The organism is Sulfitobacter pontiacus, assembly GCF_040790665.1.
GTDB lineage: Bacteria > Pseudomonadota > Alphaproteobacteria > Rhodobacterales > Rhodobacteraceae > Sulfitobacter > Sulfitobacter pontiacus.
On the sequence record NZ_CP160849.1, the window covers coordinates 148,141 to 164,885 of the forward strand.

Below are 16,745 nucleotides of genomic sequence, written 5' to 3' on the forward strand. Positions count from 1 at the left end.
AGCACCCCGCCCCCTGTCTTATGACCAAGGCGTTCTGTTTCTGACGCCAAAGGTGCCCCCATGCTTGACCTGACCTATGACACCCCCAAAGTGCGCACCATTGCGGGTGCCAAACATGACTGGGAACTGGTCATCGGGATGGAGGTGCACGCGCAGGTTCTGTCGAACGCAAAGCTCTTTTCCGCCGCCTCGACCAAATTCGGGGCCGAGCCGAACAATAACGTCGCTTTCGTTGACGCGGCCATGCCTGGCATGCTGCCCACCATCAACGAATACTGTGTCGAACAGGCCGTGCGCACGGGTCTGGGCCTGAAGGCCGAGATCAACCTGCACAGCGCCTTTGACCGCAAGAACTATTTCTACCCCGACCTGCCACAGGGCTATCAGATCTCGCAGCTTTACCATCCCATTGTGGGCGAAGGTGAAGTGCTGGTGGAACTCGGCGATGGCACGGCGCGGCTGGTGCGCGTTGAACGCATCCACCTTGAACAGGATGCGGGCAAATCGATCCACGACATGGACCCGAACATGTCCTTCGTCGACCTGAACCGCACCGGTGTTGCGCTGATGGAAATCGTGAGCCGCCCCGACATCCGCGGCCCCGAAGAGGCAGCCGCCTATCTGACCAAACTGCGCCAGATCCTGCGCTATCTGGGGACCTGCAACGGCGACATGCAGTCCGGTGCCATGCGCGCGGATGTGAACGTGTCGATCTGTCTGCCCGGTCAGTACGAAAAATATCAGGAAACGCAGGATTTCAGCCATCTGGGCACGCGCTGCGAGATCAAGAATATGAACTCCATGCGGTTCATCCAGCAAGCGATCGAGGTCGAGGCGAAACGCCAGATTGCCATTGTCGAGGCCGGTGGCGAAGTGGTGCAGGAAACCCGCCTGTTCGATCCGGACAAGCAGGAAACCCGCTCCATGCGCTCAAAGGAAGAGGCGCATGACTACCGCTACTTCCCCGACCCCGATCTGCTGCCACTGGTGATCGAACAGGCGTGGGTTGATGACATTGGTGCCAACTTGCCCGAACTGCCCGACGCCAAGAAAGCGCGCTTTATCAAAGACTTCGGCCTCAGCGACTATGACGCCTCGGTGCTGACCTCGGATCTGGACAGCGCAGGCTATTTCGAGGCGACCGCACAGGGTCGCGACGGCAAGATGGCGGCGAACTGGGTGATTAACGAACTGTTTGGCCGTCTCAAGAAAGACGAGAAAGCCATCACCGACAGCCCCGTTAGCCCTGCTCAGCTTGGCGGTGTGATTGATCTGATCGCTTCTGACGCGATTTCGGGCAAGATCGCCAAGGATCTGTTTGAAATCGTCTATACCGAAGGCGGTGATCCTGCCGTGATCGTTGAAGAACGCGGGATGAAGCAGGTCACAGACACCAGCGCGATCGAGGCCGCCGTGGACGAGATCATCGCAGCGAACCCCGATCAGGTCGCCAAAGCGCGCGAGAATCCAAAGCTCGCCGGTTGGTTCGTCGGTCAGACGATGAAGGCCACGGGCGGCAAGGCGAACCCCAAAGCGGTCAACCAGATCGTCGCGCAAAAACTGAACGGCTAGGGCATCGGGCCGGGGTTCACCAAAAACCCCGGCCCTTTTCTTGCTACGCTCCCCATCTGACATCCTGTGAAAGGTCATTTATGGACACGCCCTTCCGGTCATCGCCGCGCATCGTTCAGCCCGAATGGATCGACTTTAACGGTCACCTGAACATGGCCTATTATTCGGTGCTGATGGATAACGCCGTCGATGATGCCTATCACCAGATCGGGTTCGGACCAGAGTATCAGAAGACCGGCCACACCACCTATGTCGCTGAATTCCACATCTGCTATCTGCGCGAGCTGCACGAAGGGGCGTCGACCTATTGCACCTTCCAACTGCTCGACTTTGATGAAAAACGTTTCCATTCCTTCACGCAGCTTTGGCACGCGGACGGATGGCTTGCCGCCACGGGCGAGGCGCTGACGCTGCACATTGACCAGTCCGGCCCCCGCGTGGCCCCCATGCCCGCCGACCTCATGGCGCGGCTTGAGGCGATGAAGACAGCCCATGCCAGCTTGCCTTATCCTGAACAGGCGGGCCGCAAGATTGGTCTGAAACGCTGAGTGTACCCCGTTGCCCACCCCCGTATTGATTTGAAAGCCAGCCGTCATGCCACGCTATGAATACAAAGTTGTGCCCGCCCCGACCAAAGGGTTGAAAGCCAAGAACGTCAAAGGGGCAGAAGCGCGATTTTCCCATGCGTTGCAAGAACTTATGAACGGTCTTTCAGGGTATGGGTGGGAATACCAACGCGCCGAGACCCTGCCGTCGATCGAACGCGTGGGCCTGACCGGCAGCACGACAGAGTGGCGCAATGTGCTGGTGTTTCGCCGCCTCCGCGAGGCCGAGCCCGAGGACGAAGCCGTCACTACAGAGCTGCTTCCCCCGCCGCAGCCCGACCCGCACGACACGCCCAAGCCCGAAGCTGAAACCGCCCAAGCAGAGGACGCAGGCGACGCGCCCTATTTCGAGGATGAGCATGGCGAAACGAAAGACGACGGCAAGACCGCCGTGGTGGCCCCGTCCCTGCTGAACGCGCTGGCGTCGCGCCGCAAATCAACCACCGTGAAAACGCCCGCCAAGCCAAGCGCCACAGCCGCAGAGACCGCCCCGAAGACCGAGGCAGACACCACGGCCCCGGAAACGGAAACGGCAAAGACGGATAAGACGGCAGACTAGCCGCAAACCGTGACGCAGGGCTTAAACGTCGAGATCCAGCGCCAGCGCGTGAATACGGCCAATCAGATCGGGGCCAAGCGCGCCATGCACGGCACGATGCCGCGCAACACGGTTCAGCCCCTTGAAATGGGCCGACCGGATTTTCACATTAAAATGACTTTCGCCGCCCTCGCGATAGCCCCCGTGGCCGCGATGGCTTTCACTATCGTCAACGACGCTTAATTCCGACGGGGCGAACGCCTCTTCCAGCCGGTCGGCAATTTCTTGTGTCACTGACATTTTTTAGCTCAGCCCCCCTTCAATCTCACAGCCCAAGGTCTAAACTGACCGGCCTGAGTCGGAAAGGTCCATATCATGCCCAAAAGTGATCCCTTTGGATTCGACATGTCCGTGTCGTCTTCGAAAAAGAAAAATCCCCGTGGCCGTCGCGGGATGTCCGGTGCGTCCGAGACATCGCAACGCGTCTGTTCGCACGAAGGCTGCGAAGAACCGGGCAAGTACCGCGCGCCCAAAGCACCGGACGTGCTGGATGATTATTTCTGGTTCTGCCAGAAACACGTGCGCGAATATAACCTAAAGTGGAACTTCTTTGACGGCACCACAGAAGCCGAATTGAATGCCCAGCAGTCCAAGGACAAAGTGTGGGAGCGTACCACCAAGCCCCTTGGCGACCCCGAAGCACGGGCCTGGGCGCGTTTGGGCATCGAGGACCCGCATCAGGTTCTGGGCAAGAACGCGACGCAGAACCCCGGCAAAGGGCCTGCCGCAGGTCGCCGCCTGCCCCCCACGGAACGCCGCGCGCTCGAAATTCTGGAAGCCAAGGACACCTGGACCAAACCCGAAGTGCGCAAGGCCTATAAGGCGCTTATCAAGGTGCTCCACCCCGATATGAACGGCGGGGACCGCAGCCAGGAAGAGCAGCTGCAGCTCGTCGTCTGGGCTTGGGACCAGCTGAAGGGCAGCCGCAACTTCAAGGACTGATGCCGCGGCATTCCGGTGGGCCGAGGGCATCGGCAACCGCCTGTGACGGGCTTGAGAGCCATATAGATGGGGCGGTGCAGACAAATGCGCCGCCCCTTTTCCATGTGACACAAGGATTCGCGGTTTTGCCGCAGGTGCGAATTGCCCCTTTCCCTCGCGCTCAGGAAAGATATGTTGCCGTGGACGCCACCCTTGATCCGCAAGCGGTGCGCAAGACAGAAGCATGAAGGACGTACAAAATATGGCCGAGACCTCATTGGACCTCACAACCAAACCCACCAAAGAGATCTCCGTTCGCGAAGTCTTTGGCATCGACACCGACATGGTGGTGCATGGCTTTGAAGAACGTACAAGCCGCGTTCCCGATCTGGACAGCACCTATAAATTCGATCCCGACACCACGATGGCGATCCTTGCGGGGTTCAACCACAACCGCCGCGTGATGGTGCAGGGCTACCACGGGACGGGTAAGTCCACTCACATCGAACAGGTGGCAAGCCTGCTGAACTGGCCCTGTGTCCGCGTCAACCTTGATAGCCACATCAGCCGGATCGACCTGATCGGGAAAGACGCGATCAAGCTGAAAGACGGCAAGCAGGTCACGGATTTTCAGGAAGGCATCCTGCCTTGGGCCCTGCGCAACCCCACAGCGATCGTGTTTGATGAATATGACGCGGGCCGCGCCGATGTGATGTTCGTGATCCAGCGCGTGCTGGAAGTCGACGGCAAGCTGACGCTGCTGGACCAGAACCAGGTGATCGAACCCCACCCCTATTTCCGCATCTTCGCGACCGCGAACACGGTGGGTCTGGGCGACACCACGGGTCTTTACCACGGCACGCAGCAGATCAACCAGGGCCAGATGGACCGTTGGTCGCTTGTGGCGACGTTGAACTATCTGAGCATCGACGCCGAAACCCAGATCGTTCTGTCGAAGAACCCGCATTACAACACCGAAAAAGGCCGCAAGACGATCAAACAGATGGTCACCGTCGCCGACCTGACGCGCACCGCCTTCATGAATGGCGAACTCTCGACCGTTATGTCGCCGCGGACCGTGATTGCCTGGGCCCAGAACGCCGAGATTTTCCGCGACGTGGGCTATGCCTTCCGCCTGTCGTTCCTCAACAAATGTGATGAACTTGAACGCCAGACCGTGGCCGAATTCTATCAGCGTCTGTTCGACGAAGAGCTACCGGAATCCGCCGCCAGCCTGAGCCTTGGCTAAGCTACGATCCACCCCGTGCCCGCGTTGGCAGGGATGAAGAACAAGACGTCCACCGGCAGCTTGGTCGGTGGACGACAGTCTGACCGCAGCGCCCCGTTTCGTGTGGCCGCGGTGACCAAAGCCGCAGGTCGGCCGCACTCGGATGGGAGAATGACATGAGCAAACAATCAGATAACCCCGCCGACGCGTTCAAAAAGGCTTTGGCCGAAGCGACCAAGGTCATGTCGAACGATCCTGACCTCACAGTCAGCTATTCCGTTGATCCCTCGGGGCTGAGCGGCGATTCCATGCGTCTGCCGCAGGTCAGCCGTCGCATGACCCGCGAAGAAGTCCTGCTGGCCCGCGGCACCGCTGACGCGCTCGCGCTGAACCGGCGCTATCACAACGGCCAGACCCACGCGAAATACATGCCCGCCGGTGACATGGCCCGCGATCTTTATGAAGCGATGGAAACCGCCCGCTGCGAAGCCGTAGGTGCCCGCGACATGCCCGGCACCGCGGGCAATATCGACGCCAAGATCAAATACGACTCCCTGCGCAAGGGCTATGATCAGGCCAAGCAGCCCTCGGACGTGCCTTTGGCGACGGCGGCAGGCTATCTGGTGCGCCATCTGGCGACGGGGCGTGACATGCCCGCCGGTGCCGCCAACGCAATGGAGCTGTGGCGCGGCTATATCGAGGACCAGGCCGGTGGCACGCTCGAGACGTTGAACGACACGCTGGATGATCAGGCCGCATTTGCCCGCTTTGCGCGCAAGATGATCGTTGATCTGGGCTATGGCGATCAGCTGGGCGATGACCCCGATCAAGGCGACGACGACCAAGACAGCGCAGAGGAAGAAGGCACCGAAGAGGAACAAGAGCCCGATAGCACCGGTCAGGACGATCAGGACGACGACGAGGCAGAAGCCTCGCCCGAGCAGTCGCAAGAGCAGCAGCAGGATGAATCCCAGGCGCAGGTGTCGATGGATGACACCGCCGATCAGGAGCTTGGCGAAGAGGCCGAGATGCCCGATGGCGATGCCCCGATGGAGCCGCCCGCCCCGCCGCAAGCCTCGGACGCGGACCCGAATTATCTGGTGTACCAGACCGAGCATGACGAGGTGATCGGGGCCGAAGACCTTGCCGAACCGGCGGAACTTGAACGCCTGCGCGCCTATCTGGACCAACAGCTTGAACCGCTGAAAGGCGCGGTCAGCCGTCTGGCCAACAAGCTGCAACGTCGCTTGCAAGCGCAGCAGAACCGGTCGTGGGAATTCGATCTGGAGGAAGGTACATTGGATGCCGGTCGTCTGGCCCGTGTCGTGGCCAACCCCACAACCCCGCTGTCGTTCAAGGTCGAACAGGACACCGAATTCCGCGACACCTGTGTGACCTTGCTGCTGGATAACTCCGGCTCGATGCGCGGGCGGCCGATTTCCATCGCCGCGATCTGCGCCGATGTTCTGGCCCGCACGCTGGAGCGTTGCAACGTCAAGGTCGAGATCCTGGGCTTTACCACCCGCGCCTGGAAAGGCGGCCAAGCCCGCGAGGCCTGGTTGAACGACGGCCGCCCGGTCCAGCCGGGCCGTCTGAATGATCTGCGCCACATCATCTATAAATCCGCCGACGCCCCCTGGCGGCGCACGCGGCCCAATCTGGGGTTGATGATGAAGGAAGGCTTGCTGAAAGAGAACATCGACGGGGAGGCGCTGGAATGGGCGCACCGCCGGATGATCGCCCGCCACGAGGCGCGCAAGATCCTGATGGTGATCAGCGACGGTGCGCCTGTGGATGACAGCACCCTTTCGGTGAACCCAGCGAATTATCTGGAAAAACACCTGCGCGACGTGATCGCCATGGTCGAGAAACGCAAGGCGGTGGAACTGCTGGCCATCGGCATCGGCCACGACGTCACCCGCTATTATGACCGCGCCGTTACGATCACCGATGTCGACCAGCTGGCCGGTGCGATGACCGAACAGCTGGCGGCGCTGTTTGATACCGATCCCCGCGCGCGGGCCCGTGTCATGGGCATGCGCCGCGCAAGCTGAGGGTCAGGGACGCTCCGCGGGGAGTTTTAAGAGCAAAATGAAGAATGGGGTGGGGATATGTTTCAATCGTTCGAGGTAACCTCGCGGCCGGAACAGGGGCCGCCACGGCTGGCGGCGCTGCGCAAAGAGCTGCAGGCAGAGGCGCTTGACGGGTTTCTAGTGCCCCGCGCTGACGCGCATCAGGGTGAATATGTTGCCCCCCGTGACGACCGCTTGAAATGGCTCACGGGGTTCACCGGATCGGCCGGCTTCTGTGCCGCTTTACGCGATGTGGCGGGCGTGTTTATCGATGGGCGCTACCGCACGCAGGTCAAGGCGCAGGTGGCAGATGTCTATACGCCTGTGGCCTGGCCCGAAGTCTCGCTGGCCGAATGGCTGCGCGCACAGCTGCCTGAAGGTGGCGTGATCGGCTTTGATCCGTGGTTGCATGCCGCCGGGCAGATCGTCCAGCTTGAGGACGCCTTGGACGGCAGCGGCATCACGCTGCGCCGTACCGATAATCTGGTCGACCGCATCTGGGAAGACCAGCCTGCCCCGCCCATGAACCCCGCCAAGGTTCACCCGATCGGCTATGCGGGCGAGGCCCATGGCGATAAGATCGCGCGGCTGGCCGAAGAGCTGCGCGACAAGGGCCGTAGGGCCGCGGTGATCACCCTGCCCGACAGTCTGTGTTGGCTGCTGAACATCCGCGGGTCCGATATTGCGCGCAATCCGGTCGTGCATGGCTTTGCCGTGCTGCACAGCGCGGGTCACGTGGACGCGTTCGTCGCCCCATCCAAGCTGGAGGGGCTTGAGGCGCATTTGGGCGCGCATGTGACCCTGCATGCGCCAGAGGCGTTTTTGGATGCGCTTGGCGACCTGTCGGGCCCCGTGCTGGTCGAGAAGGCCACCGTGCCTGTCGCTGTTTGGGACGCTTTGGGCGACAGGATCGTCTGGGGCGACGACCCCTGCGCCCTGCCCAAGGCCCGCAAGAACGCGGCGGAGATCGAAGGCTCTGTCGCGGCGCATTTGCGCGACGGGGCGGCCTTAGTCGAGGTGCTGGCCTGGGTGGATGCGCAGCCTGCGGGCAGCGTGACGGAGACGCAAGTGGTGACCCAGTTGGAGACCGCGCGCCGCCGTGATCCGGCCTTGCAAGAAATCAGCTTTGAAACCATTGCCGGCACCGGCCCCAATGGTGCGATCATGCATTACCGCGTGACCGAGGACACCGATCGCCTTTTGCAAGACGGGCATCTGCTGGTGCTGGATTCGGGCGGGCAATATCTGGATGGCACCACCGACATCACCCGCACCATCGCCATCGGCACGCCGCCGGTAGAGGCGAAAGAGGCGTTTACCCGTGTGCTGAACGGTTTGATCGCCATGAGCCGTCTGCGCTGGCCCCAAGGGCTGGCCGGGCGCGATATCGAGGCTGTGGGGCGTTTGCCGCTCTGGATGGCGGGGCAGGATTTCGATCACGGGCTGGGCCATGGCGTCGGGGCCTATCTGAGCGTGCACGAAGGACCGCAACGTCTGAGCAAGCTCAGCACGGTGCCCCTGTCCGAAGGCATGATCCTGAGCATCGAGCCCGGCTATTACCGCGAGGGGGCCTTTGGCATCCGGCTGGAAAACCTTGCCGTGGTGCGGTCTGCGCCTGATCTTCCGGGCGGGGACGCGCATCGCGCCATGCTGTCATGGGAGACGCTGAGCTTTGCGCCCATCGACACGCGGCTGATCGTGCCGGAGATGCTGAGCCAAGATGCGCGAGACTGGCTGAACGCCTATCATCACGACGTTGCGGAAAAGATCGGGCCGCGGCTATCACCGGTTGCGAAACTGTGGTTGGATGCGGCAACAGCGCCGGTTTGAGCGCGATATATTTCAGTTCATTCAGGGAGGACGGTCAGCAATGGCAGACCATATCAAGATATTGAAGTCGAACGGAACATGGACAGTGCGCGCAGGGGGCGCGGTACTGGCCGAAACACGTAATGCGCTTGAGCTGCGCGAAGGCGACCGCGACGCGGTGATCTATATCCCCCGTTCGGATATCGCCATGGCGTTTCTGGACAAGACCGACAAGACCACCCACTGCCCGCACAAGGGCGATGCGCATTACTTCTCGGTTGTGACCAAAAGCCGGACGTTGGAAAACGTGGCATGGTCCTACGAGGACCCCAGCGATGATGTCGCCGAGATCAAGGGCCATCTGGCATTCTACCAATTGCCCGAGGTTGCGGTCGAACAAATCTAGGGCCCCCGAGAGGGCCCTAGAAATTCAAGATCGAAGCAAGGGGGGCTGCGGCCCCTCTTATGCGTTCAGCAGCCAGCTTGTGTCCGCGCTGAGATCGGCGGCGCTGGTGTTTTGCACGATCACCACGACATTGCCGTTGACCACAAGTTCACTGTCGGTGCCATTGGCAGCGGCGCGGATTTCGAACATCCCGTCACCGGGGGCAAATTGCGCAGGCGAGCCTTGGGTTTCCTGCAGGTACAGCCCGTCTTCGGCGAGATTAAAGTCGGTCACGATGACCGGGGCTTTGCCCACTTGATCATAGCCGATGGCATTGATCACATCGGCCCCGTCGCCCCCTGTCACGGTATCGCCGTCGTTGGCGCTGATGGTGTCGTTGCCATCGCCCCCCAGCACGACATCTGCCATCGTATCCGTATCGCCCGACACATTGCCGTTGAGGTTGAAGTCGAACGCGCGGATCACATCGTCACCGGCACCGCCGTCAATACTGTCGGTCCCCAGCCCCGAGATCAGGAAGTCATTCCCCGCCCCGCCGTTCAACGTGTCGTCGCCCATGCCGCCGAATAGCGCGTCATTGCCAGCGTCGCCATCAATCAGGTCGTCGCCCCTGTTGCCCGCCAGCTTGTCCGGCCCCTCGCCGCCTGACAGCGTGTCATTGCCGGGGCCCGCGTTGATCGTATCGGCTCCTGCGTCGCCAGACAGATCGTCATCGCCGCTGCCGCCGTTGATCAGATCGCTTTGGGTGCCGCCGCTGATCACATCGTCGCCGCCATTGCCATTCAGCGTGTCGTTCAACCCGCCCCCCATCAACGTGTCGTTCCCGATGTTGCCGTTCAGCAGGTCGTTGCCGCCCTGCCCGTCAAGCATATCATCGCCCGCCAACCCGCTCAGCGTATCGCTGCCAACCCCGCCCATCAGCGTGTCATTGCCCTGCCCGCCACTGAGCCCGTCGTTGCCTTCGTTGCCCATCAGGATGTCGTCGCCGTCGTTCCCTTCGATGTAGTCAAAGCCTTCGCCACCGCTTAGCGTGTCATTGCCGCGCCCCCCCAGCACGGTATCCGCGCCAAAGTTACCTTGGGCGTCGTCATCGCCCGACCCGCCGTTGACCAGATCGTTGTTGGTGCCACCGCGCAGCACGTCATCGCCGCTACCGCCAAAGAGCGTGTCCATCAGCCCGCCGCCCAAAAGCGTATCATTATCGGCCCCGCCATCCAGATTGTCGGACCCGAGCCCGCCCACGAGGGAATCCGCACCGCCAAAGCCGCCAAGGCTGTCGTCGCCGCTACCGCCGATCAGGGTGTCGTTATCGGCCCCGCCATCAAGCGTATCGCTGCCGTTGTTCCCGTTGAGCAGATCGTCACCCAGACCACCGCGCAGCATATCGCTGCCCTGCCCGCCGGACAGGTCATCGGTGCCCCCGAAGCCTGAAAGACTGTCCGCGCCGTTCCCGCCCAGCAATGTGTCGGCACCCGGCCCGCCGTTGACGGTATCGCGCCCCTCTTCGCCATTGCCAAGATTGTCGCCACCGCCAAGGTTCAGTAGGTCATTGCCCGCGCCGCCCTGCACCGTGTCATCGCCGCCAAAGCCGTTTACCGTGTCGTCACCGCCAAACGCGTCGATGTCATCATTCGCGCCCGTGCCCGTGACCAGATCAGGGCCGTTGGTGCCCTGCTGCGTGGCGATCTGCGGGTCTGTCACCTCGGGCTCTGCCACGTCTTGCATGTCGTCGTTGGTATCGTCGTCATCGCTGTCGCTGCCAATCAATCCCGCAAATCCCAAAAGCGCGAGCGCTGGTAGTAAAGTCAATCCAAGCATGTTCAAATCCCCCTAAGCTATACCCAGAGTGTAGCTTACGCTGAGGAACGCAAGAAAGACAAATTACCGCCGCATTTCAGACACATTTCAATATTTAGGACAGTTCAGCCCCGCTGCGCCCACTGTCGCGAATACAGCGACAATCAAGAATGTTCCTCGGCCGCTGTCTCGGCCAGGGCGCGGTTATAGGCCTTAAGCGCATCCACATGGAACAGCGCGCCCAGCAGTTCGGGCGGCGATTCGGGCTTGAGCGTGACCACGGGAATAAACGCCGCGCCGGTCTGCTCGAAAATCGGCATCGCGGCCTCTAGCGTGGCGGTGCCGTCGATATAGGTCCCCTCGCCGATCAGATCCCAGCAGGTTTCTTCGTTCGCAGCGCGCAGGTCGTCGGGGCGGCGCATGATGCGGCCCACCATGAACATGCCCAGCAGATAGGCCTGAGGACCGGCGGCAAGGTGGATACCGCGGCGTTCCATCTGCGTCAGGAAAAAGCTGCGGTGCACCAGACGCGAGGCAAGCGCGGTCGACATGCTCACAGCGACCATCACCGCCAGACCTGTCTGCCAGTCTCCGGTCAGTTCGAATACAATCAAGGTGGTAGAGATCGGCGCCCCCAGAACGGCAGCTGCCACCGCGCCCATGCCCGCCAGCGCATAAAGCGACGTGGCCCCCGACATCGTGGGAAAGACGCCCGTGGCGATCAAGCCGAAGGCCAGCCCCGTCAGCGCCCCCAACATCAGCGAAGGCGAAAACACCCCGCCGCCCATCCGCCCGCCAAGGGTGATCGACACCGCGATGATCTTGAGCACGGCAAAGACAACGGCTTCGTGCAGGATCATATCACCGCTTAGCGCGCGGGTCGTCGTCTCGTATCCGACTCCGATGATATGCGGGAACCACAGCGCGATCACGCCAAGGATTGCCCCTGCCACGGCAGGGCGCAAGTAACGCGGCAGCTTGCTGCGGGCCTGTATGAAGTTGCCGAAATCCTCGGCCCAGAAGATACCGCGCATGAGAAACACTGCCACCACGCCGCAGGTCAGCCCCAGCAGCAGGAAGGCGGGCAGCTCGGCATAGAAGGACATATCGCCCACGGTGGGCAGGGCAAATTCGGTCAGACCGCCGAATTCCAATCGGTTGATCACAGTGCCTGCGGCCGACGCGATTACGATGGGGGCAAAGGCGTGCACGGCAAAGTGGCGCAAAACGATCTCGAGCGCGAAAAGCGCGCCTGCGATCGGGGCATTAAAGCTGGCAGAGACGGCCGCCGCAACGGCGCAGCCCAACAGGTCACGACCGGTAATACCGCTGGCATTGATCCGGCGGCTCACGAGGGTCGAGATCACGCCCGCAAGGTGGACCACCGGCCCTTCTCGCCCTGACGATCCGCCGGTGCTCAGCGTGATCAGCGAGGCCAGCGCCGACGCAATACCGGCCCGTGTTTCCACCCGACCTTCGTGCAATGCCGCGCCAAGGATCACATCGCCGACGCTGCGCACACGGGCATCTCGGGTGAAATTATGCAAGATCAGCCCCACGGTCAGCCCGCCGATGGTGGGGATCAGAACGACCCAATACCACTCAAGGCTGCCGATAAAACTATGCAGGTGCTGCACGTCTTCGGTGCCATAAAGAAACGCCTGTAACGCGTTGATCCCTTTACGAAAAAACAGCGCAGCAAAGCCTGCCGAGATGCCGATCGCAAGCGCGATGAACCAAAAGGTAACCTTGCCCGGCCCTTTTTCACGCAACACATCCCACCCCAAACGCGCATGGTTGCACAACGTGTCATACTGCTGGTTCAGAAAGGGGCGCGGTTTCAAAGGCATGGCGGCTTTGCTGTCAGGGTTTACCCATGTCTAGGACAGAGCCGCCTGCGTTAAAACCCCTGCAATCAAGACTGTGCCGCTAGCTGGCGAATTCTTCGCCCAAAAGCTCGCGCGCGGCGGCGCGTGCGGCCTCGGTAATCGTATCCCCTGCCAGCATCCGCGCAACCTCGTCCACGCGTTCTGGCGCTGACAGCGGCGTGACCGTCGACAGGGTCATGCCCTTGGACACGGCCTTGGACACACGCCAGTGATGCGCGCCCAAAGCGGCAACCTGGGGGGAGTGGGTGACAACAAGCACCTGCCCGCCCTGCGACAGCGCCGCCAGACGACGCCCCACCGCATCGGCGGTCGCACCGCCGACACCCCGGTCGATTTCGTCAAAGATCATCGTCAGGCCGGTTTGCCCCTTGGCCAGACAGACCTTAAGCGCGAGCAGAAAGCGGCTGAGCTCCCCGCCTGATGCGATCTTGCCAAGTGGGCCCGCAGGCGCGCCGGGGTTGGTGGCCACGGTAAAGGACACCGCATCGCGGCCTTCCGGTCCGGGCGTTTCCTCGGTGATCTGCGTGGCAAAAACCGCGCGCTCCATCTTGAGCGGGGCAAGCTCTGCCGCGACGGCCTTGTCCAGCTTGCCCGCTTTCTTGCGGCGCGCGTCGGTCAGGGTGTCGGCCGCGGCATCATAGGCGGCTTGGGCGTCGCGCACGGCTTTCTCCAACCCCGCCTGTGCGGCCTCGCCTGCGTCCAGCGCGTCCAGCTTGCCGCGCAGCGTCTCGGCAAAGCCCGCCAGATCGTCGGCCAGCACCTCGTGCTTGCGGGCCATGGCGCGGATCGCAAAGAGGCGCTCTTCGGTTTCTTCCAGCTCGATCGGGTTGAACGACATGGTGTCGATGGCGGCGACCACGCCTTCCATCGCCTCGTCCAATTCGACCATCGCACGCGAAAGCGCCGCCATCGGGGCCTCTAGCGCGCCGTCGGCTTTATGGGCCACCCCGTCGAGCCAGCGCAAGGCGTCGCCCAGCTGTGTCTCTGCCCCGCCCTGTCCCATCATCTCGTAGGCGTTGACCACATCGCTGCGGATCTTTTCGGCGCTTTGCATCAGGCGGCGGCGCGCGTCGAGCTGTTCTTCCTCGCCCGCTTGCGGGTCCAGCTTGTCCAGCTCTGCCACGGCGTGGCGCAGGTATTCTTCTTCGGCGGCAATCGCCTCGCGCTCGGCGGCGGCCTGTTTGGCTGCCTTGCGCGCCGCAGCCAAGGCAGACCACGCCTGACGCACCTTGTCGCGCAGCGGCGCGGTGCCCGCGAATTCATCCAGAATGGCGCGGTGGCCCTTGGGGTCAAGCAGCCCGCGGTCGTCATGCTGGCCGTGCAATTCGACCAGCGTTTCCGACAGCGCGCGCAGCACCTCGCCCGAGCAGCGGCGGTCATTGACCCAAGCCGTTTTGCGCCCGTCAGACCCGTTGATACGGCGCAAGATCAGCTCTCCCCCGCCGGGCAGGCCAGCCTCTTTCAGCACCTCGTGTGCGGCGTGGCCTTCGGGCAGATCGAACCATGCCGTGACCTCGCCCTGTGACGCGCCCTGACGCACCAGATCGGCGCGCCCGCGCCAGCCCAGCACGAACCCGAGACTATCGAGCAAGATCGATTTACCCGCCCCGGTTTCGCCGGTCAGAACGTTCAAACCCGGCTGAAACGCAAGTTCCAGCCGGTCGATGATCAGCATATCCGAAATATCTAGGCCGCGTAGCATGGGTCACTATCCGTGTGGGCCGTCAAAAGGCGGGTGGTCAGATCCATTCGCCCTTGATCGTTTGGCGGTAGATCGCGGTCAACCAGTTATCGCCGAAGGACTTCATTTCAAGGCCCTGACCGGTCAGCAGCTTATAGCTTGCCTCGTACCATTCGGTGGACTGGTAATTGTGCCCCAGAATGGCACCTGCGGTCTGCGCCTCGTCCGTGAGACCCAGCGACAGATACGCCTCTACCAGACGGTGCAGCGCCTCGGCGGTGTGGGTGGTTGTCTGGAAATCCTCGACCACGACGCGGAAGCGGTTGATCGACGCGGTATAGTGTTTGCGACGCAGATAATAGCGCCCCACTTCCATTTCCTTGCCCGCCAGATGGTCAAACGCCAGATCGAATTTCAGCACGGAAGACCGCGCGTATTCGCTGTCTGGATAATCCTCGATCACGCGACGCAGCGCTTGCAGCGCCTGAAAGGTCAGCCCTTGGTCGCGGCCAACTTCGTCGATCTGGTCATAGTAGCTTAGGGCCAGAAGGTAGCTTGCATAGGACGCATCATCGTCATCGGGGAAGAAATCAATATAGCGCTGCGCGGCAGAGCGGCTGTTGGGGTAATCCTGATCCTGATGATAGGCGAAAGCCTGCATGATCAGCGCCCGCTTGGCCCATTCGGAATAGGGGTACAGGCGTTCAATCTCGGAGAAATATTCAGCCGCTTCGGCAGGGCGCTTGCGGTTCAGTTCAAATTCGCCACGCTCGTAAATCTGCTCGGCCGAGTATGTTTCAAGCGGAATTTCCTGAGGGTTGAAGAAGCTGTTGGTCGTCCGACCCGTGTCCTGAGCACCACCGCACGCGCCAAGAACGCCCGCCAAAAGCACCGCACCGACCACCCGCTTGCGCGACATCGTACCCGTCATGCGTTTCACCCTCGCTTTAAACTCTGCGTCACGTTTCACGATACGCCTTTGCCCGTGACTAGCACAAGGTTTCGCGCAACAAAACGACCATTCGGCAGTCCCCTGCAAGGGCGGCTGTCGACGGGCCAAATCGTAAACAAAGGATTACCCAAGCCCCACCGGAGTTTCAACCGTCGTTAACGCCCTGCCCTGCGACATCGCGTTACCGCTTTCAGGCAACGGCGGGGATTTCGTCCCACTCAAGGCCAAAGCCGGGCAGACGCGACGCCATTTGCGCGTCACATTCAACCATGCGCACAGCACCGGGGGTCGCGAACAGCGCCCGCAGCAGCGTGTTGGTCAGGCTGTGGCCGGCGCGCACGCCGGTGTAATGCCCGATCAGCGGAGCACCGGCCAGCGCCAGATCACCCAAGGCATCCAGCATCTTGTGGCGTACGGGTTCGTCCGCGTGGCGCAGACCACCGGGGCTCAGCACTTGGTCGCCGTCGAAGACGACAGCATTTTCACCCGCGTGACCGCCCAATGCCAGACCGTTCGCCTGCATCGCGTCGACATCCGCCTGACGGCAGAAGGTCCGGCTGTCGCAAAGTTCGCGGGCGAAGCTGCCGTTGTTCATGACCAGCGACTTTTCCTGATGGCCAATGGCGGCATCGGCGAAATCGATGATAAAGTCGATCTTCAGGGTGTCTGCCGGTGCGATGGTGGCCGAGGCTTCGCCATCCGTCACGGTGACCGTTTTCAGCACTTCGAAAGCACGCACAGGGGCCGCCAGTACGCGAACGCCGCGCTGCATGATACCCCGCACGAAGGGCGCGGCAGAGCCGTCGAGGATCGGCACTTCGGGGCCGTCAATCTCGACCAGCGCGTTGTGGATACCACAACCGGCCAGTGCGGCCATCAGGTGTTCAACAGTAGAGATTTGCAGACCCGCCGCATTTTCCAGCTTGGTGCAGAGAGGCGAGCGATTCACTGCGTCCCAGCGGGCGGGGATCAGGCGATCGCCCACATCCACGTCACTGCGCGAGAACCAGATACCGTGATGCGCGCCAGCCGGACGGATCGTCACAGTTGCAGGACGGCCAGAATGAAGGCCGGTGCCGCTAAAGCTGATCGCTGTCTTAATGGTTGTCTGCACGGTCAATACTCACTGTCCAAAGATCATCTGTCTAAGTTGAACTCTGTCCTAACGGGGCCGTTCCTAATGCTCAATTCAATCATTGCTACCGTCTGAAACAT

Annotated in this window: 14 protein-coding genes; 8 read left to right on the top strand and 6 right to left on the bottom strand. The window is 61.8% G+C overall.

Annotated elements, in window-relative coordinates; genetic code table 11:
- Positions 1-60 precede the first annotated feature (60 nt).
- The 3 genes from gatB (at position 61) to AB1495_RS00700 (ending at position 2,736) form a co-directional block, all read left to right on the top strand.
- Positions 61-1,572 (top strand): Asp-tRNA(Asn)/Glu-tRNA(Gln) amidotransferase subunit GatB, encoded by a 1,512-nt coding sequence (gene gatB / locus AB1495_RS00690; RefSeq protein WP_074634474.1) that lies wholly within the window; start codon positions 61-63, stop codon positions 1,570-1,572.
- Between the two features lie 80 nt (positions 1,573-1,652).
- Entirely contained in the window at positions 1,653-2,120 is a 468-nt protein-coding gene (locus tag AB1495_RS00695) for a thioesterase family protein (RefSeq protein WP_074634475.1), read from the top strand.
- 46 nt (positions 2,121-2,166) lie between these two features.
- Entirely contained in the window at positions 2,167-2,736 is a 570-nt protein-coding gene (locus AB1495_RS00700; RefSeq protein ID WP_074634477.1) for a hypothetical protein, read from the top strand.
- 21 nt (positions 2,737-2,757) lie between these two features.
- Here AB1495_RS00700 and AB1495_RS00705 read toward each other — a convergent pair whose 3' ends face one another.
- On the bottom strand, positions 2,758-3,015 hold the full coding sequence (locus AB1495_RS00705; RefSeq protein ID WP_005854089.1) for a BolA family transcriptional regulator: 258 nt from the start codon (positions 3,013-3,015) through the stop codon (positions 2,758-2,760).
- Between the two features lie 75 nt (positions 3,016-3,090).
- Here AB1495_RS00705 and AB1495_RS00710 point away from each other — a divergent pair, with 75 nt between their 5' ends.
- The 5 genes from AB1495_RS00710 (at position 3,091) to AB1495_RS00730 (ending at position 9,211) form a co-directional block, all read left to right on the top strand.
- Positions 3,091-3,717, top strand: coding sequence for a J domain-containing protein (locus AB1495_RS00710; protein WP_005854091.1), 627 nt, complete (start codon positions 3,091-3,093; stop codon positions 3,715-3,717).
- Positions 3,718-3,958: 241 nt separating this feature from the next.
- Complete coding sequence (cobS, locus tag AB1495_RS00715) at positions 3,959-4,945, top strand: cobaltochelatase subunit CobS (RefSeq protein ID WP_005854093.1); 987 nt, start codon at positions 3,959-3,961, stop codon at positions 4,943-4,945.
- 155 nt (positions 4,946-5,100) lie between these two features.
- Complete coding sequence (cobT, locus tag AB1495_RS00720) at positions 5,101-6,978, top strand: cobaltochelatase subunit CobT (protein WP_005854095.1); 1,878 nt, start codon at positions 5,101-5,103, stop codon at positions 6,976-6,978.
- A gap of 57 nt (positions 6,979-7,035) precedes the next feature.
- Complete coding sequence (locus AB1495_RS00725; RefSeq protein WP_074634479.1) at positions 7,036-8,826, top strand: aminopeptidase P family protein; 1,791 nt, start codon at positions 7,036-7,038, stop codon at positions 8,824-8,826.
- Positions 8,827-8,866: 40 nt separating this feature from the next.
- Positions 8,867-9,211, top strand: coding sequence for a DUF427 domain-containing protein (locus AB1495_RS00730; protein WP_074634480.1), 345 nt, complete (start codon positions 8,867-8,869; stop codon positions 9,209-9,211).
- 57 nt (positions 9,212-9,268) lie between these two features.
- Here the strand turns inward: AB1495_RS00730 and AB1495_RS00735 are convergent, their stop codons facing one another.
- From AB1495_RS00735 to lpxC, 5 genes are all read right to left on the bottom strand, one after another.
- Positions 9,269-11,029 (bottom strand): calcium-binding protein, encoded by a 1,761-nt coding sequence (locus AB1495_RS00735; protein ID WP_074634482.1) that lies wholly within the window; start codon positions 11,027-11,029, stop codon positions 9,269-9,271.
- A gap of 143 nt (positions 11,030-11,172) precedes the next feature.
- Positions 11,173-12,858 carry a chloride channel protein gene (locus AB1495_RS00740; protein ID WP_074634483.1) on the bottom strand — a complete coding sequence of 562 codons (1,686 nt, stop codon included), beginning with the start codon at positions 12,856-12,858 and terminating at the stop codon, positions 11,173-11,175.
- Positions 12,859-12,937: 79 nt separating this feature from the next.
- Positions 12,938-14,599, bottom strand: coding sequence for a DNA repair protein RecN (gene recN / locus AB1495_RS00745; protein WP_074634485.1), 1,662 nt, complete (start codon positions 14,597-14,599; stop codon positions 12,938-12,940).
- 37 nt (positions 14,600-14,636) lie between these two features.
- A complete protein-coding gene (locus tag AB1495_RS00750; protein ID WP_005854107.1) occupies positions 14,637-15,509 on the bottom strand; it encodes an outer membrane protein assembly factor BamD in 873 nt (290 codons plus the stop codon).
- A gap of 211 nt (positions 15,510-15,720) precedes the next feature.
- Positions 15,721-16,644 (bottom strand): UDP-3-O-acyl-N-acetylglucosamine deacetylase, encoded by a 924-nt coding sequence (gene lpxC, locus AB1495_RS00755; protein WP_074634781.1) that lies wholly within the window; start codon positions 16,642-16,644, stop codon positions 15,721-15,723.
- Positions 16,645-16,745 lie beyond the last annotated feature (101 nt).